Genomic DNA, 19,759 nt, shown 5'->3' with positions numbered 1-19,759 from the left:
AACGAAGATTTCGTCAAGGCGGTGAAGGCCACCGGCAAGAAGCAGCTGATCATCGCCGGTGTCGTGACTGAAGTGTGCGTGGCCTTCCCGGCACTGTCGGCCCTGGCCGAGGACTTCGAAGTGTTCGTGGTGGCCGATGCCTCCGGCACCTTCAACGAGATGACCCGCGATGCCGCCTGGCGCCGGATGGAAGCTGCCGGTGCGCAACTGATGACCTGGTTCGGCGTGGCCTGCGAGCTGCACCGTGACTGGCGCAACGACGTCGAAGGCCTGGCTGCGCTGTGCTCCAACCACATCCCGGACTACCGCAACCTGATCACCAGCTACAACGCCCTCACCGCGGGCAAGTGACCCAACCAATGGCCGGTCGGTACGCCTCGTGAGCGACCGGCCAGCCGCGCGATGGAATGTTCCTCGCGCCCCGCACTCAAGATCCAGACCTACCCGACTTTCAGGAGATTCCGAGATGAGCACACTAGTTACCCGCGATGGCACCGCGATCTATTACAAGGACTGGGGCAGCGGCAAGCCCGTGCTGTTCAGCCACGGCTGGCCGCTGGACGCCGACATGTGGGATGGCCAGATGGAGTTCCTGGCCAGCCGCGGCTATCGCACCATCGCCTTCGACCGCCGCGGCTTTGGACGCTCCAGCCAGCCGTGGAACGGTTACGACTACGACACCTTTGCCGACGACATCGCCCAGTTGATCGAGCACCTGGACCTGCGTGACGTGACCCTGGTCGGCTTCTCCATGGGCGGTGGCGATGTCACCCGCTACATCGCCAAGCAGGGTAGCGAGCGTGTGGCCGGGCTGGTGCTGCTGGGTGCGGTGACGCCACTGTTCATCAAGACCGCCGACAACCCCGAGGGCGTCGACAAGTCGGTATTCGACGGTATTCGCGACGGCCTGCGTGCCGACCGTGCGCAGTTCATTTCCGACTTCGCCGCGCCGTTCTATGGCATCAACCACGGGCAGAAAGTCTCCCAGGGCGTGCAGGCCCAGACCCTGAACATTGCCCTGCTGGCCTCGCTCAAAGGCACCATCGACTGCGTGACGGCGTTCTCCGAAACGGATTTCCGCCCGGACATGGCGAGGATCGATGTACCGACACTGGTGATCCACGGCGATGACGACCAGATCGTGCCGTTCGAGACCACCGGCAAGAAAGCCGCCGAGATGATCGAGGGGGCGCAGTTGAAGGTGTATCAGGGTGCACCACACGGCTTTGCCGTGACCCACGCGCAGCAATTGAACGACGACTTGCTGGCGTTTCTGGCGAAGTGACTGGCTGAGGCCGGGCCTGCGCAACTGCGGGATTGAGGGCGACTGGAGACAGTCGCCCTTTTTGCTGTTTGTGTGGTGGGTTTTCGCAGGTATCAGATCACGCCAGTGCATAGGAAGGCTCTCACGCCTTAGGCGGAAAGCTGAAACTCCCCTCCGGAACGCCTTCCCTCCAGAATTGTGCAGTCTGTATAGAGGGGCTGGTGTTTCGCTTTGTCGGCACTGATGCAGAGCTTGTGGACTATCTGGACTATCACTAGGAGGCACTGTCATGCCCATGCATAACCCCCCCCATCCAGGTGAAGCGTTGCGCGAGGATGTCCTGCCGGCGATTGGCCTGAGTGTCTCTGCGCTTGCTCGTCATCTCGGTTATTCCCGAGGTCAACTGTCCACTGTGATGAACGGGCGCGCAGCTATCTCCGCCGATCTTGCGTACCGGCTTGAATTGGCTGGTCTGGGCAGTGCCCGCCAATATCTGGCAGAGCAGGCGGCGTATGATCTATGGCAGGCTGCTCATCGTGAGCACCCGCCTATCGCGCGGCTGGGATTTGCTTGAGCCGAAGCTGATTTTCACCCTTCCTGGCACGGCGTCGAGCAGGTGCCGTGTCGCCGCAGGGGCTACATGGAGGCCCTGCGGCATACAGCTCAGTCGCTATCCGATTCGAACAACCGCTCCAGCTCCACCCTGGCCTCCTTGGCCGTCTGCATCACCTTCGCCCGGTCATCGCGAACCCGTCCCTGTGCTTCCAGCACCTGCTGGTCATGCTCGGTGAAGCGCTGAATGCGGTCTGCCGCCTGGGCCTCGCTCAGGCCAAGGCCGATCAGGGTCAGGCGGGTCATCTCCAGGCTCGAGTAGAAGGTCTCGCGAATCGGCTCGGCGCCGACGTCGAGCAACTTGTGCACGTGCTGGCGGTTACGCGCCCTGGCGATCACTTTCAGGTGTGGGTACTCATGCTTGACCCGCTCGGCGATGCGAATGGTCGCTTCCGGATCGTCGGTGGTGATGACGAAGTACTCGGCCTCGCCGACCTTGGCCGCATGCAGCACCTCGGGGCGCATCGGGTCGCCGTAGAACACCGGGGCCTGTTCGAAGGTGCGGGTCATCTCGATGGCATCGACCGAGGTGTCCAGGGCGATGAAGGAGACTTTCTGGGCCCGCAGGATACGCGCCACGATCTGGCCCATGCGGCCCATGCCGATGATCACCACGCGCGGGGCGTCGGCCTGGATCGTGCGGTATTGCTCTGGCACTTCGCGGGCTGGCGCCGGGCGCTTGATCAGGCGCGAGCTGGCCAGCAGCAACATCGGCGTCAGGGCCATCGACAGGGTGATGGTCATCAGCAGCAGATCGTAGGTGTAGGTGTCGAACAGGTTCTGGTCCTTGCCCAGCTTGAACACCACGAAAGCGAACTCACCGCCCGCCGCCAGCACCAGCCCCAGGCGCAGCGCGCTCAGGTTGCTCAGGCCGCCCACCGCACGGCCGACCAGCATCAGCAGTGGCAGTTTCACCGCTACCAGCAGCAGGGTCAGGCCCAGCAACAGCGCGGGTGCCTCCAGCAGCAGGCCAAGGTTGGCGCCCATGCCAACGCTGATGAAGAACAGCCCCAGCAGCAGGCCCTTGAATGGCTCGATCTGCGACTCCAGCTCGTGCCGGTATTCCGAGTCGGCCAGCAGCAGGCCCGCGAGGAACGCGCCCAGTGCCATGGAAATGCCGGCTTCCTCCATCAGCCAGGCGGTGCCGATCACCACCAGCAGCGCGGTGGCCGTGGACACCTCCGGCAGGCCGGTACGGGCGACGATGCGGAACAGCGGGCGCAGCAGGTAGCGTCCGCCGACGATGACGATGGCGATGCTGCCGAACACCCGCAGGCCATGTTCGATGCTGTCGCCGTGGCTGGTGTCCGGCCCGCTGGCCGCCAGCAAGGGCACCAGCGCGATCAGCGGGATTGCCGCGATGTCCTGGAACAACAGGATGGCAAAGGCCAGGCGCCCATGGGGGGCGTTCAGTTGCTTGCTTTCGGCCAGGCTCTGCAGGCCCAGCGCGGTGGATGACAACGCCAGGCCCAGGCCGAGCACCACGGCTGCTGGCAGGGATTGGGCAAAGCCGAACAGGGCGATGGCACCGATGATCGCGCCAGTCAGCACCACTTGTGCCAGGCCTACGCCGAACACCGCCTTGCGCATCAGCCACAGACGTCGGGGGGAAAGTTCGAGGCCGATGATGAACAGCAGCAGGACTACGCCCAGTTCAGAAATGTGCGCCACGCTCTCGGTGTCGCGGATCAGGCCCAGTGCTTGTGGTCCGATGGCCACGCCGGCGAGCAGGTAGCCGATGACGGCACCCAGTTGCAGGCGCTTGGCAAGGGGCACGGCGACGACGGCGGCAAGCAGGAAGATCACTGCGGTCTGCAGGATGCTGCCTTCATGTGGCATGGGTAGAACTCCAGGAGGCTTGGATGAAGCGCTGTGTGAGCAGGCGCCGGGGACGGTAGGCATTTTCGTCTCGGCGGGGGGAGGGGGCAACCGTCGGGGGTGGGAAGCAGCGTTCAGGATCTGGAGCCTTTGTAGCCCTCACCGGCCTCTTCGCGGGCAAGCCCGCTCCTACAAATGTGGGAGCGGGCTTGCCCGCGAAGAGGCCGGTGAGGCCACCTATCGTTATTGCAGATGTTCCTTCAGCGCCTGCGCCGCCTGGCCCATCGCGCTACGAGTTCCGGGCACCTGCCCCAGCACGTTCAGCAATCCGAAGTCATGGATCATGCCGTTGTAGCGCACGGCAGTCACCGGCACACCGGCAGCATCGAGCTTGCGGGCGTAGGCTTCGCCTTCGTCACGCAGCACATCCATCTCGGCAGTCTGCACCAGTGCTGGTGGCAGGCCTTTGAGTTGATCCAGGCTGGCCCGCAGCGGCGAAGCATGGATGTCGTCACGCTGGCGCGGGTCGGTGGTGTAGCTGTCCCAGAACCACTGCATCATGTTGCGGGTCAGGAAGTGCCCTTCGGCAAACTGGTTGTAAGACGCATTGTTGAAGTTGGCATCGGTGACCGGCCACAACAGCGCCTGGAAGCGCAGCTTGGGTGTACCCGCTTCCTTGGCCTTGATCGCCACCACCGCCGCCATGTTGCCGCCGACGCTGTTACCGGCCACGGCCAGTCGGCTGCCATCGACACCGATTTCCTTGCCGTGCTCGGCTACCCAGCGGGTCGCGGCGTAGGCCTGGTTGATTGCGGTGGGGAACTTGGCTTCTGGCGATGGCGTGTAGTCGACATAGACCGCCGCCGCGCCGGAGCCGATCACCAGATCATGGATCAGCCGCTCGTGGGTCGGGTAGTCGCCCAGCACCCAGCCGCCGCCGTGGAAGAACATGAACACTGGCAGCTCACCCTTCGCGCCTTGCGGGCGCACCACGCGGATGTCCAGCGGCTTGCCGTCGATCTGCAGCGTGCGACGCTCGACCTCGATACCCGAGAGGTCGACCTTGACGCTGGCCTGCGCACCGCTGAGCACGGCCCGTGCGTCTTTGGGCGCCAAGGTTTCCAGCGGCTTGCCGCCACCGGCGGCCAGCGCGTCGAGGAAGCCCTGGGTGGTGTGCTCGACGCCGGGGCTACCGGCGGCGAAGGCGCTGTTGACGGCGAGGGCCAGCAGGCCGGTGGTCAGGGTGCGGGACAGTTTCATGGTTCAAGCTCCTCTGGTGTCGGGCCGTGGTGTTCAGTTCTGGTTGGCGGCGGTGGTGGGGTGGATGTAGCTGACCTTCTGCACCTGGCCGCTGCTGTCGCGGTAGGTGAGGGTGGCGGCCGAGGCATGGCTGCGGGTGCTGTTCGGGGCATCGACCGCGATGACCTGGGCGATGTCCAGGTTCATGCCGTAGTGGTACGGCGTGGCCTCGATGGACTGGGCGAAGGCGCCTGCAGTGGTGCCGAGGGTCAGGGTGGCGATGGCGAAGGCTTTGCGAAGAGTGGTCATGATCGTTCTCCAAGGGTTCGGTAAGGGGTCAGCGACTGCTTGCTGCTTGAAGTGAATATTGCGCGCAAATATTTAGTGCGCAAAATATATTTCCGCTATGGAGAAGATTGAGTGGGGTAATCGGTGGTTGTGCGGACGTCGGGTCAACTACCGGGGCGGTATTGCAGGGCCTCAGCCAGATGGGGGCGGGCGATGCGCTCGGCTTGTTCGAGGTCGGCCAGGGTGCGGGCAACCTTGAGCAGACGGTGAGCGGCGCGCAGCGAAAGGTTGAGTCGCTCGCACGCGCCCTCCAGCCATGACTGGTCGGCGGCTTTCAGGTCGCAATGTTTGCGCAGGCCTGGCATATCGAGAAACGCGTTGGCACAACCCTGGCGACGCTGTTGCCGCTCGCGGGTCTGGGCGACCTGGGTGGCGACGCTGGCGCTGGTCTCGCCACTGGGCTGGTGGCTGAGGGTGGTGCTTTCGCGTGCGACCGTCAGGTGCAGGTCGATGCGGTCGAGCAGCGGGCCCGAGAGCTTGTTGCGGTAGCGCTGGATCTGCTCAGGGCTGCACCGGCAGCGGGCTGCCGGGTCGCCCAGGTAGCCGCAGGGGCAGGGGTTCATCGCCGCTACAAGCTGAAAGCGCGCAGGAAAGCGCACCCGGTCCCGGGCCCGTGAAATCACGATCTCGCCAGACTCCAGCGGCTCGCGCAGCACCTCCAGCACACGCCGTTCGAACTCGGGCAGTTCGTCAAGAAACAGCACCCCATGATGGGCCAGGGTGATTTCCCCAGGCTGCGGCCGACTGCCGCCACCGACCAGTGCCGGGCCCGACGCGCTGTGATGAGGATGGCGAAACGGCCGCTGCGGCCAGCAGTCGATCGGTGCCTTGCCGCTGACCGACTGGATGGCCGCAACCTCCAGCGCCTCGTGTTCGTCCAGCGGTGGCAGCAACCCTGGCAGGCGGCTGGCGAGCAAGGTCTTGCCAGTGCCGGGTGGCCCGGTGAACAGCAGGTTGTGCGCCCCCGCCGCCGCGACCAGCAGGGCGCGCTTTGCCGCGATTTGCCCCTGTACTTCGCTGAGGTCCGGATAGGGGCGCGCGCGCAGTGTCAGTCCATTGGCGGCATAGGCTGGCAGCGGTGCCTGGCCATTGAGGTGCGCTACCAGCTCTTGCAGATGCCCGACCGCATACACCACCAGCCCGCTGGCCAGGCTCGCCTCCTCGGCATTCTCCCGCGGCACCACCAGTGCCCGCCCGGCCTCCCGCGCCGCCAGCGCCGCTGGCAGCACGCCCTGCACCGGGCGCAACGCCCCGGATAGCGCCAACTCTCCCAGGCATTCGAAATCGACCAAGGTCGCCACCGGCACCTGGCCATTGGCGGCGAGGATGCCCAGGGCGATGGCCAGATCGTAGCGCCCGCCATCCTTGGGCAGGTCGGCTGGCGCGAGGTTCTGGGTGATGCGCCGGGCCGGGTATTCAAGGCCCGAATTGACGATGGCACTGCGTACCCGGTCCTTGCTTTCCTTGACCGTGGCCTCGGGCAGGCCGACCAGGGTGAGGTTGGGCAGGCCGTTGGCCAGGTGGGTTTCGACGCTGACAGCGGGTGCCAGCACCCCGACCTGGGCGCGGCTGTGGACGAGGGCGAGAGACATGGACACTCCTTGGTCACTGGGGATGCCGCGTCCTGCGGCAGGGGCAAGGATAGTGTCGGTGGCCGGATATGCAGGGGAAAGAGTACGACGGGGTTTTGCCGAGGGCTTGAGGCTCGGTTTCGAGAGGTGGTGGCTTGGCCCCTTGGCGTTTGGTGCGAGTGTTGTGGCGCCGGATGGGAAGCTGTATTTCTATAGCGAGTCGGCGTTGGTGCCCAAGGAGCGGGAGATTGTGGCTGGGAAGGCGGGGTAGTGCAAAAACAACAGGCCAGACGTTATGCACGGTCGAAGTAAGCTCTGGTGGAAAGGGTTGACTTTAAAAATACGCCTGGAGGTGTGGGTTGTTCTATCTGCTTACTGCACCCCCTCCATCCTTCACAGCGCTACATTCGCTGTGCCATTAGCAGATCCAGCAATGACTGTAGTTGATCCTTACTGTGTGACTGCGAGTTCTCGGCGTGCGCAATCAATGTGCTCAGGTCTTGTTCGTAGCTGTCTGGCAGTTGAGCCTCCATGATCGGCGGCAGGCTTTTGTAGTAGTCGAGGATGCCCTTGAGGGTCTTTGGTGACAGATAGCCGTTGCGGTTGTAGTCGTCCATCAATTGCGCAGAGACGGCGCGCGCCCAGGCTTGATACTGATCGTCGGAAGCGGTCAAGGCCGCCCTGCGTTCATTGACTGTGAAGGCGCCGCTCTCATCATGGATGATCAGGGACAACTGTTCGCGGGACAGGCTGCTGAAAGGATTGGCGCCTTTGCCCTCTAGAAAGGCAGTCGCCTGCCGGGCTTGCTGCAAGCGTTGCGGATCATTGGATTGCGGCAGTTCGGCGTCGCGAGCGGTCTTGGTCTGTTCGAATACGGGGCTGTGAATCGGCTGGGTCGCGCGCGCGGCGATGGTCGCCAGGCTCTTGCGGTCATTGCTGGTGTCGCGCTCGGCGGCACGTGTTGCAGCTTCGCTGAGCATCTGCGCCAGTGAAGACAACTTCGCGGTGTCGGTGCTAACCGCTGCCGGTACGGCAGTTGTGTTCGACTTGGCGCCGGCTTTGGCTGACTCATCCAGCGACTTTACCCGACTGTCCTGAGCGTTTGCGGTGGGTGCGGATGGTATGCCTGTGCCATTGATGCTGGTCATGCTGACCTCCTTGTTAACTCGACTTCTCCATTTGAGGCAGTTAACGGCGTGGTGGAGGAATACTTTAATGACCGGACTTTTGCGTTGGTTTTCATGGAAATGGGAGGTCATTCACTAGCGCCTTCGATGCCGGATGGCATCGAGGCGATTGGCCTGGTCTCAGTCGCCAGCGTTGCGGCTGACTTCAAGATCATTCAACAACGCCTTGGCCAGGGCGCTGAGGTAGTGCAGGGCGGTGATTGCCGCAGGGTTTGCCTCCCCTGTGAACTGATCGCTCAGATCACGTGTACAGCCCACCAGCACTGAGATTTCTTCGATGGCGCGCTCATAGGGGACACCGGGCTGTACGCGAAACATCTCGAGAAAGGTGGCAACACCTGCGGTGGTGCGACCGGATTGGTTACCGCTCATGTTCATCACTCCTTGACGGGCTCAGGGTCACATCCGGTTCAACGCATGTTCGATCAGCGCGCGAGCCGTTTCGGCGGAGTGCGCGGCGTTCGACAGCATGTGCAGGCCGGGTACACCGGCATAGGTCCGGCAGTGTTCGTCGATGGTTTCGGCGACACCGCGCAACAGCTCGCTGGCGTGGGCCAGGGCGTCGGGAGGAGTCATGTCGGTGTGGATGGAGAAGTAGGGGTTGTTGATGAGCTTGAGGCGGGGTGGGTCGGGGACGAGTTTCTTCATGGTTCAACTCCTGGACGACATCTGGAGCTGCCACCAGAACCCTTCTCACGGATTAGGGTGGCAGCCGTGCACGAGGTGAGAAGTCCGTGGTCCAGGGACACGGCCAGGTCGAAACCTGCTCGCGCACGGCTACCATGACGGGAAGCCATTCCTGAAACACTTGGGCTTCTCACACCCAGCCGCCAATGTGGGCGACCCAGCGAAGTTATCCCTGAGGCATTTCCCCGACAATTAAGAGGCTTCCGCGAAGCGCGTAGGATACTTCCCAAGGTCTACGGATCGAAGGCTCCTGCTAGAGGTTTCCGATCTTTCGTACGTTGACGGCCGCTGCGCGCCCGATCGCGGGACAAGCCCGCTCCCACAGGGGGCACAGCCACCGGAGTCGGTGCAGCACTTGTGGGAGCGGGCTTGCCCGCGAAGCAGACACCGTGGTGGGTGGCGCCGGCTATGCCGGCGTTCACTGCGCCCCACGAGCCTGTTGCGGCGCATCATCCAGACAACCGCGCCTCGACCCCAAACAACACCACCAACACACCACTCAACACCAAGGTCACGATCACAAACAGCACATTGCGCCGCGCCGCCCGGGCCTGGGCGGGTGGCAGGTCGTGGGTGAGCGAGAAGCGGGCTCGCTCATCAGGCTTTTCAGGCGTCATGGCAATGCTCCTCTCGCTCGGGTTGTCGTGGTTGCCTGCCGCAGATCACCTGCACACCAGCGCCGCGAGCCCTGGCCAGCAGCTCCTCGGTGTCGTCGCCCCCGGGCAGGGCGAGCAACAACTCGGGGCGGCTGTCGGTGAACATGAACAGGTTGCGCAGGCGTTCGGCCTGCTTGCCGTGCAACTGCCAGTTGGGCGGGTAGCGCACCAGGTCGGCGCCGTGCTCGCGTGCCCAGCTTTCGATCTCGCCGCCGAGGAACTGGCTGCCGCCGTGGATCAACACCCGGATCGGCCGCTGGCGCTGGACGTCGTCCAGCGCCTGGCGGCAGCGCCGGGTGTCGGCGTAGTTGCGTCCCGCACAGATCAGTACGCGCATGGTCTGCTCTCCCTGCAGGTTCAGAACCACTGTCCGAAGCGGCGGATGTAGAGGGTTTTCATGGTCTGTGCGACCACGCAGTAGCCCAGCAGGGTGGCGACCAGCCAAGGGAAGTATTCCCACGGCAGCGGCACCAGGCCGACCATAGCGCCCACCGGCGAGAACGGGATGTAGATCCCCAGCGCCATCACCAGGCCCGTGGCCAGGATCACCGGCAGCGCTGCTGTGCTCTGGAAGAACGGCACCTTGCGCGTGCGCAGCATGTGCACCACCAGGGTTTGCGACAGCAGGCCTTCGATGAACCAGCCAGACTGGAACAGCGCCTGCATCTCGACACTGTTGGCGGCGAACACGTACCACATCAGGGCAAAGGTGGTGATGTCGAAGATCGACGAGGTCGGGCCGATCCACAGCATGAAGCGGCCGATGTTGCGGGCATCCCACTTGCGCGGTTCGCTGAGGAACTCCTTGTCCATGCGGTCCCACGGCAGCGACAGCTGGGAGAAGTCGTACATCAGGTTCTGCAGCAGCAGGTGGATCGCCAGCATCGGCAGGAAGGGAATGAACGCACTGGCCACCAGCACCGAGAACACGTTGCCGAAGTTGGAACTGGCGGTCATGCACAGGTACTTCATGATGTTGCCGAAGGTTTCGCGACCTTTGAGCACGCCCTCCTCAAGCACCATCAGGCTTTTTTCCAGCAGGATGATATCGGCCGATTCCTTGGCGATATCGGTGCCGCTGTCTACCGAGATACCGACGTCGGCGTCGCGCAGGGCGGCGGCGTCGTTGATGCCGTCGCCGAGGAAGCCCACGGTGTGACCGTTGGCCTGCAGCGCCTTGAGCACGCGGGACTTTTGCAGTGGGGTGAGCTTGGCGAAAACGGTGCGTTCTTCGACCTGAATCTTCAGGGTGGTGTCGTCCATGCGCTCGATGTCCTGGCCGAGCAGCGGCAGGCCGGGCTCCAGGCCGACTTCACGGCACACCTTGCAGGTGACCACCGGGTTGTCGCCGGTCAGCACCTTGACCCTTACACCCATGTCGCGCAGGGCGGCAATGGCTGGGCCGGCGGTTTCCTTGGGCGGGTCGAGGAAGGTCAGGAAGCCCTGGATCACCAGGTCGCGCTCGTCGTCGGTGTGGTACTGCGCCTTGCCTTCGCTTGCCGGAATGTCGCGGGTGGCGACCACCAGCACGCGGAAGCCGTCGCGGTTGAAGGCATCGGCGCTGGCCAGCAGGCGCTGGCGCCGACGCTCATCGAGGGCCACGACGCTGTCACCTTCCTGCACATGGGTGGCGATGGCGAGCATTTCCTCGACGGCGCCCTTGCTCACCATCAGGTGATCGCCCAAGGCGTTCTTCACCACGACCGAAAGGCGACGGCGAATGAAGTCGAACGGCAACTCGTCGACCTTGGCGTAGGCGTAGGGCGCCTGGAACTCACGCTCCTGGCCTGCGAAGTGCAGCACGGCCTGGTCCATCAGGTTGCGCACGCCGCTCTGGTGGTGGCTGTTGAGCCAGGCCAGTTCCAGCACGCGTTTGTCGCGCTCACCGTCGATGCGCACATGGTGCTCGAGGATGATCCGGTCCTGGGTGAGGGTGCCGGTCTTGTCGGTGCACAGCACATCCATCGAACCGAGGTTCTGGATGGCGTTCAGGCGCTTGACCACCACCTTGCGCCGGGCCATGGCCACGGCGCCCTTGGCCAGGTTGGCGCTGACGATCATCGGCAGCATTTCCGGGGTCAGGCCCACGGCCACGGCGAGCGCGAAGAGGAAGGCATCGCCCCAGTCGCCCTTGACCAGGCCGTTGATCATGAACACCACCGGTACCATCACCAGCATGAAGCGGATCAGCAGGCTGCTGACGCTGTTCACGCCGCGGTCGAAGGCGGTCTGGCTGCGCGAGCCGGAGATGGCCTTGGCCAGGGAGCCGAAGTAGGTGCGCCGGCCGGTGGCGACCACCACGGCGCGGGCGCGGCCGCTGACCACGTTGGTGCCCATGAAGCAGATGTTCGGCAACTCGAGCAGGTTGTCCTGGTTGCCGCTGTCATCGGTGGCGGACTTCTGCGCGACATTGCCCAGGGTGTCGTACTTCTCGACCGGCAGTGCCTCGCCGGTGAGCACCGCCTGGCTGATGAACAGGTCGCGTGATTCGAGCAGGCGGATGTCGGCGGGGATCATGTCGCCCGCCGAAAGCTGCACGATGTCGCCGGCCACCAGTTCGTCCATGGGCACTTCGCGCAGGCGCGGCGGCTGGCCGAACTGTTCGCGGCGCAGCACGGTGGCGGTGGTGCGCACCATCGCCTTGAGGGCGTCGGCGGCCTTGTTCGAGCGGTACTCCTGCCAGAAGCGCAGCAGGCTGCTGAGGCTGACCATGGTCATGATGATGATGACCTTGGTCAGGTCGGCGTCGTCCGCTTCACCTGCGCTGATCGGCATCCAGTAGTCGGTGACGAAACTGATCCCGGCCAGGGTCAGCAGGACGTAGATGAAGGGGTTGTGCAGGGCCTTGAGCAGTTGCACCAGGGCGTGGGGTTGCTGGTCGTGGGCCACCTGGTTGGCGCCGTCGCGCTGCAGGCGCTTGGCGGCTTCGTGTTCGGTCAGGCCATGCTCGCTGGCATCGAGGTTGGCGAGGGTGACGGACAGGCCATTGCGCGCTTCACGGGCGGCGCGGGTGGACAGGCGGGTTTCGCGTTCGGCCTTGGCCGATGGGGTGTTGCGGTGTTTGACGGTCATGTTGCTGTGCTCCTGCCGCTGCGGCGGCACGACACACAGACGTTTCACTCAGGGGGTGAACGTAGGCATGTCGGGTCGCAGAAAAATGCTTGGTTTTTCCGACAGTTGTCTGTCCGCTGCCGAGAGTCGGAAGTTGTTTCGGCAGCGAACTTTCTACTCGCGCAGTCCATGTTTGTATTCCTCGTTGATAAATAATGGGCAATAACGGTCCGGCGAACTTTCAATGTTGAAAGTTCGATCAAAAGTTACTGTTCAATATCAGTTGTTCAGTGGAGTGTGTGGGGTCTCAGGCGAGCGCAAAGCGTGCCAGCGGCCCCCGTCTACCTGGTGGGTCCTGGCTGTCGTCGTGGTGCCAGTGCAGGCGCAACTGGAGTTTTCCGTGGCAGGGGTGTGCCTGCCATACGGCACGCAACTGCGGGCCGCGCACGGCGGCCGAGGGCTGGGCTGGAGCGCACGGGCCACGAGGCGGCCAGGCGCGGGCCTGCAAACGCGCGAGGCAGGCGTGCAGGCGATGTGAAACGAATGACGTGAGGTTCATGAGCTTGCCTCCAACCGGCGGACACCGGCTGTGGCAAGTCACGGCGGAGCATCAGGCTCTGGCGCGGCTTGCCCGACCAGGGTGTCGGGACCGGTGTTCCGGTTCAAGTGCCTGACCGGGCCGTGCGGCGGCGGTCAGGCAGCGACTAGATACTGTGTCCATTGAATTCTTCAGTGAATGGAAAAAAGGCCCCTTCTCTCAGGGGCGAGCGAACTTTATTCAAGGGTAGTATCGAAGTCAACCGGGGAGGTGAACTTTAAATAAGTTTCATCTTGTTTGAATGCTCCCTGGTGTTTGTAGGAAGCGTTTGAAGTTTGCGGCCGGCCTCTGCGCGGAGGCCGGCCGTATATCCCTCAGGGTGGCTAGTCCTGGGCTGGTGGCGCCATGCGCGCTTCCAGCTCGGCCACTTGCTTCTCCAGGGCTTCGAGGCGCGCGCGGGTGCGCGCCAGGACCACCATCTGGCTGTCGAATTCTTCCCGGCTGACCAGGTCCAGTTTGCTGAACGCGCTCTGCATCAGGATCTTGAACTGGCTTTCGAGTTCGGCGCGCGGCTGCGCGGTGTCGCCGCTGAACAGGCGCGAGGCCTGGTCGCTCAGGGCGTCGAGAAGGGCTTTGGGCGCGAGCATGGGTCAGGCTGTTCCGTGGCGTGTGAAAGGTGGGCAGTGTAGCACGGCGCATTTCGACGGTCGGACGCACACTTTTTGAGCAGCTGCCGGCGGCTCGATGCACCAGAATCGTGCAGCTTTCAGCGTACTGGCCATGGGCTAATCCCGAGCATTGTGCGCAACTACTTGTTTTCCGGCCCTTTGCCGGATCTGGCAAGGTTTCTGCAAAGGCCTCTGTGCGCCATGCACTGATGCAGTCCCTTGTGATCGGGCAGTGTGCAGGCGGAGCCGCAAGGCTCCCTCTTCACTCGCCGAAAACGTGTGTCGGTGGGGGAATGGAGCCGACGACGCGTTACAAAGCCAGGCGCTGCGCTTAGACTTGAGACGGGTTTGTTTTCCTGGGGCAAGTCCACCAAATCGGGAGAAGAGTTTCATGAAGCTAGTCACTGCCATCATCAAGCCGTTCAAGCTGGACGACGTGCGCGAGTCGCTGTCGGAAATCGGCGTGCAAGGCATCACCGTGACCGAAGTCAAGGGCTTCGGCCGGCAGAAAGGCCACACCGAGCTGTACCGTGGCGCCGAATACGTGGTCGATTTCCTGCCCAAGGTCAAGATCGATGTCGCCATCGATGACAAGGACCTGGACCGGGTGATCGAAGCCATCACCAAGGCGGCCAACACCGGCAAGATCGGCGACGGCAAGATCTTCGTGGTGAATCTGGAGCAGGCGATCCGCATCCGTACCGGCGAGACCGATACCGACGCGATCTAAGCGACACAACAAGCCTCACCAAACCCAAACGCCCCAGGAGAAAACAAATGACTCTGCGCAAGATCGCAGGGCTAGGAGCCCTATTGTCCCTCGTAATGCCTGGCCTGGCCCTGGCAGAGGAAGCAGCCGCCCCGGTACTGAACTCCGGCGACACCGCCTGGATGCTCACGGCCACGGCGCTGGTACTGTTCATGACCATCCCGGGCCTGGCCCTGTTCTACGGTGGCATGGTGCGCTCCAAGAACCTGCTGTCGGTGATGATGCAGTGCTTTGCCATCACCGGTCTGATCAGCATCCTGTGGGTCATCTACGGCTACAGCATCGCCTTCGATACCACCGGTATGGAAAAGGGCGTGCTCAACTTCAACTCGTTCATCGGCGGCTTCTCCAAAGCCTTCCTCGCCGGTGTGACGCCGTCTGGCCTGACCTCGGCCACCGCGCTGTTCCCTGAGGCGGTGTTCATCACCTTCCAGATGACTTTCGCCATCATCACTCCGGCACTGATCGTCGGTGCCTTTGCCGAACGCATGAAGTTCTCCGCCATGCTGGTGTTCATGGGCGTGTGGTTCACCCTGGTCTATGCGCCGATCGCGCACATGGTCTGGAGCGGTGACGGCGCACTGATGTGGGACTGGGGCGTACTGGACTTCGCGGGCGGCACCGTGGTGCACATCAACGCCGGTATCGCAGGCCTGGTGGCGTGCCTGGTACTGGGCAAGCGCAAAGGCTACCCGACCACGCCGATGGCTCCGCACAACCTCGGCTACACTCTGGTCGGCGCTGCCATGCTGTGGATCGGCTGGTTCGGCTTCAACGCAGGTTCCGCTGCAGCGGCCAACGGCACTGCCGGCATGGCCATGCTGGTGACCCAGATCGCCACCGCCGCCGCCGCGCTGGGCTGGATGTTCGCCGAGTGGATCGGCCACGGCAAACCAAGCGCCCTGGGCATCGCTTCGGGTGTGGTCGCCGGCCTGGTCGCCATCACTCCGGCTGCCGGCACCGTCGGCCCGATGGGCGCCCTGGTAATCGGCCTGGCGTCGGGTGTGATCTGCTACTTCTGCGCCACCAGCCTCAAGCGCAAGCTGGGTTACGACGACTCGCTGGATGCCTTCGGTGTGCATGGTATCGGCGGTATCGTCGGCGCGATTCTCACCGGTGTGTTCGCAGCACCGGCCCTGGGCGGCTTCGGCGCGGTCACCGATATCGGTGCGCAGGTCTGGGTCCAGGCCAAGGGCGTGATCTTCACCGTGGCCTACACCGCCATCGTCACCTACGTGATCCTCAAGGTGCTGGACGTGGTAATGGGCCTGCGGGTCAACGAAGAAGAAGAGTCGGTCGGCCTCGACCTGGCTCAGCACAACGAGCGCGGCTACAACCTGTAACCGCCCTGCAGTAAAAAACTTGCCCGGCTTGTCCGGGCATTTTTTTGCCTGATTTTTACCGTTTCGCCGATAGGCAAACGGTTTATCCGGCACGTTCGTGACGCAGGCAGAAAACTTACAGAAAAGCGGGTACTGATGGAGCTTTGTTTTTTCTCCCGGCGCGCTAGAATGCGCGCCGGAAGGGTGTTTGCAGTGCCTTCCACACACTTCGCCACGCTTTGCTAGGCTTGCCAATAGCGCAAGGCCAGCAGCGGTGGCTCAAGGATTTCGTCAGATCCCGCCAGGAGCTGGGATCTGCTGGGTGAAACGCCCTCACCAGGGGCCGTACATCCAAGGCAGTGGCCAACCCACGGCCAGTTGAATTTTCACTGGTGGCTGCCGGTCTACGGCATCACTGGTCTATAACTAACCTGCTTTTCGCAAGTCATGAGGTAGAACATGAGCGACGACGATCTGGAAAATGATGACCTCGAAGTAGGCGACGAAGACGAGGGTGATGAGGCCCTTGAAGCGGCATCCGACGACGGCGCGGAAGACGCCGGCGACGACGACAGCAGCCCTGCACCTGCCGCCAAAGGCAAGTCCAAGGCGGCAGTCTCGGTAGACGAGATGCCGAGCATGGAAGCCAAGCAGAAGGAACGCGACGCGCTGGCGCGCGCCATGGAAGAGTTCCTGGCACGCGGTGGCAAGGTCCAGGAAGTCGAGGCCAACGTGGTCGCCGATCCGCCCAAGAAGCCGGACAACAAGTACGGCAGCCGCCCTATCTGAGTGGCTGGATACAAAAAAAGCCCGCGGTCGCTGCGGGCTTTTTTGTGGGTGGAATTTGGGTGTTCGTGCGGGCTTGCCCCGCGATAGGGCGGTCAGCGCCAGCGTGCCAGCACCTCGGGCAACTGCGACAGGCGCTGGATCTCGGCATCGGGCGCCTGCTCGCCGGCCCAGGCCTTGCCCTGGGGGTTGAACCAGACTGCGCGTAAGCCGGCGCGTTGGGCCCCGGCGATGTCGTCACCCGGATGATCGCCGACATGCACTGCGGCACTGGCCTCCACTTCACCGCGCTTGAGGGCTTCGCGGAAGGGCGCAGGGTCGGGCTTGCCGATCCCCAGGTCCTCGGCGCACAGGGCGAAGCGGAAGTAGTCCGAAATCCCCAGCCGCCGCACATCGGCATTGCCGTTGGTCACGACGCCCAGCACATAGTGATGGCGCAGGATCTCCAGCACCGGCTGCACTTCGGGAAACACCTCGACCTGATGCCGGGCATGCAGGAACACCTCGAAGGCCTCATTGGCGAGCGACTGGGCGTGTTGCTCGCTGTAGCCGACCTCGGACAGTGCGTGGAACAGCACACGCCGGCGCAGGGCGCTGATGCGGTGCTTGAGGCCCGGTTCGGCCTGCACCAAGCGTTCGCGGATGGCATACAGGTGCTCGACCGGCACACCGCCCAGGGTTGGGGCATTGGCGGCAAGCCAGTCGCGCAGGACGGTCTCGGCACTGGTGATCACCGGTGCGGTATCCCACAGGGTGTCGTCCAGGTCGAAGGTGATCAGCTTGATACTCATGAGTCGCTGCCTTTGCTGCGTTTGGCTCGGGGATGGGCGCTGTCGTAGACGGCGGCCAGGTGCTGGAAGTCCAGGTGGGTGTAGATCTGCGTGGTGCTGATGTCGGCGTGACCGAGCATCTCCTGTACCGCGCGCAGGTCCTGGGACGATTCGAGCAGGTGGCTGGCGAAGGAGTGGCGGAGCATGTGCGGGTGCAGGTGCTGGCCCAGTTCGCGTTCTCCGGCGACCTTGACCCGCAACTGGATGGCCCGTGGTCCCAGGCGCTTGCCTTGGCGGGTGACGAACATCGCACCGTCGCGTGGCGCGCTGATCCCGCGCAGTTTCAGCCACGCCTGCAGCGCTTCACGCGCCTTGCGCCCGACCGGCAGGACGCGGGCCTTGCCACCCTTGCCCTGCACCTGGACCAGTCCGCCGGCCAGGTCCAGTTGTTCGAGGTCGAGGTTGGTCAGTTCCGACAGGCGCAGGCCCGAGGAGTAGAACAGTTCGAGAATGGCCTGGTCGCGACGGGCGATGAAGTCGTCGTCGACGCCGCCGTCGAGCAGTTGCAGGGCGCGGTCGGTGTCGAGGGTCTTGGGCAGGCGACGCTCACCCTTGGGCGGGGTCAGGCCGTTGGCCGGATCGTGCTGGCACAGCCCCTCACGGTTGAGGTAGCGATACAGGCCGCGCACCGCCGAGAGCAGGCGCGCCAGGCTGCGCGATGACTGGCCGTGGTGGTGCAGGCGTGCGATCAACTGGCGCAGTTGCTGGATCTGCAGGGCCTGCCAGCTGGCGATGCCCTGGGTGTTGCAGAATTCGACCACTTTTTCCAGGTCGCGGCGGTAGGCCAGCTGGGTGTGCTCGGACACCTGGCGCTCGTTGCGCAGGTGCGCGCAATAAGCTTCCAGCTGGCGTTCCATCAGCGTACCGAGCGCAGCGTCTGGGTGAAGCGCGGAACCACGCGACCGAGGACTTCGGCGATGTAGGTGAGGAACAGGGTGCCGACGCTGCTCTTGTAGTGCTGCGGGTCGCGGCTGCCAATGGCCAGCACGCCGTGCAAGCCCTGATGCTCCAGCGAGGCGACGGCACTGGAGCCGACGTCCTTGCGCTGGTCTTCGCCGAACAGGAATGCCAGCTCATGCTCGCGCAGGTTGCCGCTGACCGTCTTGCCACTGCCCAGCAGCCCACCGATGGCTTGTTGCGCCTCGGCACTGCTGACCCAGCGGCCGACCGGGGCGGCGTTCTCACCGAACAGGATCAGGCTGACGAAGGGCACCTGGAACTCCTGGCGCAAGCTGTCTTCGACCGCCATTACCACTTCCTCCAGGCTGCTGGCGTCGAGCAGGTCGAGGATGAGGCGGCGGGTCTTGTCGAACAGTCGGTCGTTGTCGCGGGCCACATCCATCAATTGCGACAGGCGATGGCGCATCTCGATGTTGCGGTCACGCAGCAGCTTGAGCTGACGTTCCACCAGCGACACGCTGTCGCCGCGCTGGTGGGGGATGCGCTGCTCGATGAGCAGTTCGTCATGTTCGGAGAAGAAGGTTGGGTGGGCACGCAGGTAGGCGACCACCGCCTCGGCGTCGAGGTCGGCGGCTTGCTTGGGTACAACCTGTGGCTGATCGGTCATGGCGGATACTCGCTTAGAGACGAACCTGTCCTTCGTAGACGCGTACGGCTGGGCCGGTCATCAATACCGGTTTGCCGGGGCCAGCCCATTCGATGCTCAGGCGCCCGCCTGGCAGGTCGATGGACACGGGAGAGTCCATCCAGCCCTGGGCGATGGCTGCCACGGCGGCGGCGCAGGCGCCGGTACCGCAGGCCTGTGTTTCGCCGGCACCGCGCTCCCAGACCCGCAGGTTGGCACGGTGGCGGTCGACGACCTGGATGAAGCCGGCGTTGACCCGCTGCGGGAAGCGCGGGTGGTGCTCGATCTTGGGGCCCAGCTCATGCACGGGGGCACTGCGCACGTCATCGACGCGCAGCACCGAATGCGGGTTGCCCATGGACACGGCGGCGATCGAGTGAACCTGGCCATCGACTTCCAGTGGATAGCTCAGCGCCTGCTGGTCGGCAACGAAGGGGATATCGGCCGGGATGAAGCGCGGCGGGCCCATGTCGACACAGACCTGGCCGTCGTTCTGCACATCAAGCTCGATGACACCGCCTTTGGTTTCGACGCGGATACGCTTCTTCGCGGTCAGGCGCTTGTCCAGTACGAAACGGGCAAAGCAGCGCGCGCCGTTGCCGCACTGTTCGACTTCGGAGCCATCGGCATTGAAGATCCGGTAGCGGAAATCCACTTCCGGATTGCTTGGTGCCTCGACGATCAGCAGCTGGTCGAAGCCGATGCCGGTGTGGCGATCACCCCACTGCTTGGCATGCTTGGGCTGGATGTGCGCGTGCTGACTGACCAGGTCCAGGACCATGAAGTCGTTGCCCAGCCCGTGCATCTTGGTGAAACGCAGCAGCATGG

The 19,759-nt window shown here is 63.8% G+C and carries 22 protein-coding genes; 6 read left to right on the top strand and 16 right to left on the bottom strand.

Annotated elements, in window-relative coordinates; all coding sequences use genetic code 11:
- The 3 genes from F6X62_RS01755 to F6X62_RS01745 all read left to right on the top strand — a co-directional run.
- Positions 1-351: isochorismatase family protein (locus F6X62_RS01755; protein WP_153772510.1), on the top strand; the 351-nt coding region annotated here is incomplete at its 5' end.
- A 115-nt stretch (positions 352-466) separates the two neighbouring features.
- Positions 467-1,285, top strand: coding sequence for an alpha/beta fold hydrolase (locus F6X62_RS01750; RefSeq protein ID WP_153772509.1), 819 nt, complete (start codon positions 467-469; stop codon positions 1,283-1,285).
- A gap of 268 nt (positions 1,286-1,553) precedes the next feature.
- Positions 1,554-1,838, top strand: a complete 285-nt coding sequence (locus F6X62_RS01745; RefSeq protein WP_081255182.1) for a HigA family addiction module antitoxin — start codon at positions 1,554-1,556, stop codon at positions 1,836-1,838.
- A gap of 89 nt (positions 1,839-1,927) precedes the next feature.
- On the opposite strand, the gene F6X62_RS01740 is transcribed toward F6X62_RS01745, so the two are convergent.
- From F6X62_RS01740 to F6X62_RS01685, 12 genes are all read right to left on the bottom strand, one after another.
- Entirely contained in the window at positions 1,928-3,715 is a 1,788-nt protein-coding gene (locus F6X62_RS01740) for a monovalent cation:proton antiporter-2 (CPA2) family protein (protein ID WP_054893705.1), read from the bottom strand.
- Between the two features lie 222 nt (positions 3,716-3,937).
- Complete coding sequence (locus F6X62_RS01735) at positions 3,938-4,954, bottom strand: alpha/beta hydrolase (RefSeq protein ID WP_153772508.1); 1,017 nt, start codon at positions 4,952-4,954, stop codon at positions 3,938-3,940.
- 33 nt (positions 4,955-4,987) lie between these two features.
- Positions 4,988-5,242 (bottom strand): DUF2790 domain-containing protein, encoded by a 255-nt coding sequence (locus F6X62_RS01730; RefSeq protein WP_065861739.1) that lies wholly within the window; start codon positions 5,240-5,242, stop codon positions 4,988-4,990.
- Between the two features lie 143 nt (positions 5,243-5,385).
- Positions 5,386-6,873 (bottom strand): YifB family Mg chelatase-like AAA ATPase, encoded by a 1,488-nt coding sequence (locus tag F6X62_RS01725; protein ID WP_153772507.1) that lies wholly within the window; start codon positions 6,871-6,873, stop codon positions 5,386-5,388.
- Positions 6,874-7,253: 380 nt separating this feature from the next.
- The gene (locus F6X62_RS01720) at positions 7,254-8,000 is read right to left on the bottom strand and encodes a hypothetical protein (protein ID WP_218572542.1); all 747 of its coding nucleotides are present in this window, start codon (positions 7,998-8,000) and stop codon (positions 7,254-7,256) included.
- Positions 8,001-8,159: 159 nt separating this feature from the next.
- Positions 8,160-8,411 (bottom strand): DUF3077 domain-containing protein, encoded by a 252-nt coding sequence (locus F6X62_RS01715; RefSeq protein ID WP_153772506.1) that lies wholly within the window; start codon positions 8,409-8,411, stop codon positions 8,160-8,162.
- 27 nt (positions 8,412-8,438) lie between these two features.
- Complete coding sequence (locus tag F6X62_RS01710; RefSeq protein WP_054893665.1) at positions 8,439-8,687, bottom strand: hypothetical protein; 249 nt, start codon at positions 8,685-8,687, stop codon at positions 8,439-8,441.
- A gap of 488 nt (positions 8,688-9,175) precedes the next feature.
- Complete coding sequence (locus tag F6X62_RS01705; protein WP_153772505.1) at positions 9,176-9,343, bottom strand: hypothetical protein; 168 nt, start codon at positions 9,341-9,343, stop codon at positions 9,176-9,178.
- Entirely contained in the window at positions 9,333-9,719 is a 387-nt protein-coding gene (locus F6X62_RS01700) for a DUF2493 domain-containing protein (protein ID WP_063542109.1), read from the bottom strand. The genes F6X62_RS01705 and F6X62_RS01700 overlap by 11 nt, the downstream gene beginning before the upstream one ends.
- A gap of 20 nt (positions 9,720-9,739) precedes the next feature.
- Entirely contained in the window at positions 9,740-12,454 is a 2,715-nt protein-coding gene (mgtA, locus tag F6X62_RS01695; RefSeq protein WP_153772504.1) for a magnesium-translocating P-type ATPase, read from the bottom strand.
- 286 nt (positions 12,455-12,740) lie between these two features.
- Complete coding sequence (locus F6X62_RS01690) at positions 12,741-12,992, bottom strand: hypothetical protein (RefSeq protein ID WP_153772503.1); 252 nt, start codon at positions 12,990-12,992, stop codon at positions 12,741-12,743.
- A gap of 362 nt (positions 12,993-13,354) precedes the next feature.
- On the bottom strand, positions 13,355-13,618 hold the full coding sequence (locus F6X62_RS01685; protein WP_065861730.1) for an accessory factor UbiK family protein: 264 nt from the start codon (positions 13,616-13,618) through the stop codon (positions 13,355-13,357).
- 412 nt (positions 13,619-14,030) lie between these two features.
- Here F6X62_RS01685 and glnK point away from each other — a divergent pair, with 412 nt between their 5' ends.
- The 3 genes from glnK to sutA all read left to right on the top strand — a co-directional run bounded on the left by glnK (position 14,031) and on the right by sutA (position 16,519).
- On the top strand, positions 14,031-14,369 hold the full coding sequence (gene glnK / locus F6X62_RS01680; protein WP_002555808.1) for a P-II family nitrogen regulator: 339 nt from the start codon (positions 14,031-14,033) through the stop codon (positions 14,367-14,369).
- Between the two features lie 47 nt (positions 14,370-14,416).
- The gene (locus F6X62_RS01675) at positions 14,417-15,751 is read left to right on the top strand and encodes an ammonium transporter (protein WP_054891597.1); all 1,335 of its coding nucleotides are present in this window, start codon (positions 14,417-14,419) and stop codon (positions 15,749-15,751) included.
- A 438-nt stretch (positions 15,752-16,189) separates the two neighbouring features.
- The gene (sutA, locus tag F6X62_RS01670) at positions 16,190-16,519 is read left to right on the top strand and encodes a transcriptional regulator SutA (RefSeq protein WP_054891598.1); all 330 of its coding nucleotides are present in this window, start codon (positions 16,190-16,192) and stop codon (positions 16,517-16,519) included.
- A 92-nt stretch (positions 16,520-16,611) separates the two neighbouring features.
- Here sutA and F6X62_RS01665 read toward each other — a convergent pair whose 3' ends face one another.
- From F6X62_RS01665 to dapF, 4 genes are read right to left on the bottom strand one after another with little or no spacing between them, the layout of a single operon-like run.
- On the bottom strand, positions 16,612-17,307 hold the full coding sequence (locus F6X62_RS01665) for an HAD family hydrolase (protein ID WP_151925470.1): 696 nt from the start codon (positions 17,305-17,307) through the stop codon (positions 16,612-16,614).
- Positions 17,304-18,203 (bottom strand): tyrosine recombinase XerC, encoded by a 900-nt coding sequence (xerC, locus tag F6X62_RS01660; RefSeq protein WP_063542116.1) that lies wholly within the window; start codon positions 18,201-18,203, stop codon positions 17,304-17,306. The genes F6X62_RS01665 and xerC overlap by 4 nt, the downstream gene beginning before the upstream one ends.
- Entirely contained in the window at positions 18,203-18,913 is a 711-nt protein-coding gene (locus F6X62_RS01655) for a DUF484 family protein (RefSeq protein WP_054891601.1), read from the bottom strand. Before F6X62_RS01655 ends, xerC begins: the two co-directional genes overlap by 1 nt.
- 13 nt (positions 18,914-18,926) lie before the next feature.
- Complete coding sequence (gene dapF, locus F6X62_RS01650; protein ID WP_112897096.1) at positions 18,927-19,757, bottom strand: diaminopimelate epimerase; 831 nt, start codon at positions 19,755-19,757, stop codon at positions 18,927-18,929.
- Between the last annotated feature and the right edge of the window lie 2 nt (positions 19,758-19,759).

It is taken from the genome of Pseudomonas sp. MNR3A (genome assembly GCF_009650575.1).
GTDB lineage: Bacteria > Pseudomonadota > Gammaproteobacteria > Pseudomonadales > Pseudomonadaceae > Aquipseudomonas > Aquipseudomonas machongensis.
The sequence above is the reverse complement of the archived record's forward strand: the minus strand, read 5'-3'. Positions and strand labels throughout refer to the sequence as shown.

Bases quoted from the DNA above. Each gene is read 5' to 3' on its own strand.
- F6X62_RS01750 (WP_153772509.1), top strand. From the start codon at position 467: ATGAGCACACTAGTTACCCGCGATGGCACCGCGATCTATTACAAGGAC.
- F6X62_RS01745 (WP_081255182.1), top strand. From the start codon at position 1,554: ATGCCCATGCATAACCCCCCCCATCCAGGTGAAGCGTTGCGCGAGGAT.
- F6X62_RS01740 (WP_054893705.1), bottom strand. From the start codon at position 3,715: ATGCCACATGAAGGCAGCATCCTGCAGACCGCAGTGATCTTCCTGCTT.
- F6X62_RS01735 (WP_153772508.1), bottom strand. From the start codon at position 4,954: ATGAAACTGTCCCGCACCCTGACCACCGGCCTGCTGGCCCTCGCCGTC.
- F6X62_RS01730 (WP_065861739.1), bottom strand. From the start codon at position 5,242: ATGACCACTCTTCGCAAAGCCTTCGCCATCGCCACCCTGACCCTCGGC.
- F6X62_RS01725 (WP_153772507.1), bottom strand. From the start codon at position 6,873: ATGTCTCTCGCCCTCGTCCACAGCCGCGCCCAGGTCGGGGTGCTGGCA.
- F6X62_RS01720 (WP_218572542.1), bottom strand. From the start codon at position 8,000: ATGACCAGCATCAATGGCACAGGCATACCATCCGCACCCACCGCAAAC.
- F6X62_RS01715 (WP_153772506.1), bottom strand. From the start codon at position 8,411: ATGAGCGGTAACCAATCCGGTCGCACCACCGCAGGTGTTGCCACCTTT.
- F6X62_RS01710 (WP_054893665.1), bottom strand. From the start codon at position 8,687: ATGAAGAAACTCGTCCCCGACCCACCCCGCCTCAAGCTCATCAACAAC.
- F6X62_RS01705 (WP_153772505.1), bottom strand. From the start codon at position 9,343: ATGACGCCTGAAAAGCCTGATGAGCGAGCCCGCTTCTCGCTCACCCAC.
- F6X62_RS01700 (WP_063542109.1), bottom strand. From the start codon at position 9,719: ATGCGCGTACTGATCTGTGCGGGACGCAACTACGCCGACACCCGGCGC.
- mgtA (WP_153772504.1), bottom strand. From the start codon at position 12,454: ATGACCGTCAAACACCGCAACACCCCATCGGCCAAGGCCGAACGCGAA.
- F6X62_RS01690 (WP_153772503.1), bottom strand. From the start codon at position 12,992: ATGAACCTCACGTCATTCGTTTCACATCGCCTGCACGCCTGCCTCGCG.
- F6X62_RS01685 (WP_065861730.1), bottom strand. From the start codon at position 13,618: ATGCTCGCGCCCAAAGCCCTTCTCGACGCCCTGAGCGACCAGGCCTCG.
- glnK (WP_002555808.1), top strand. From the start codon at position 14,031: ATGAAGCTAGTCACTGCCATCATCAAGCCGTTCAAGCTGGACGACGTG.
- F6X62_RS01675 (WP_054891597.1), top strand. From the start codon at position 14,417: ATGACTCTGCGCAAGATCGCAGGGCTAGGAGCCCTATTGTCCCTCGTA.
- sutA (WP_054891598.1), top strand. From the start codon at position 16,190: ATGAGCGACGACGATCTGGAAAATGATGACCTCGAAGTAGGCGACGAA.
- F6X62_RS01665 (WP_151925470.1), bottom strand. From the start codon at position 17,307: ATGAGTATCAAGCTGATCACCTTCGACCTGGACGACACCCTGTGGGAT.
- xerC (WP_063542116.1), bottom strand. From the start codon at position 18,203: ATGGAACGCCAGCTGGAAGCTTATTGCGCGCACCTGCGCAACGAGCGC.
- F6X62_RS01655 (WP_054891601.1), bottom strand. From the start codon at position 18,913: ATGACCGATCAGCCACAGGTTGTACCCAAGCAAGCCGCCGACCTCGAC.
- dapF (WP_112897096.1), bottom strand. From the start codon at position 19,757: ATGCTGCTGCGTTTCACCAAGATGCACGGGCTGGGCAACGACTTCATG.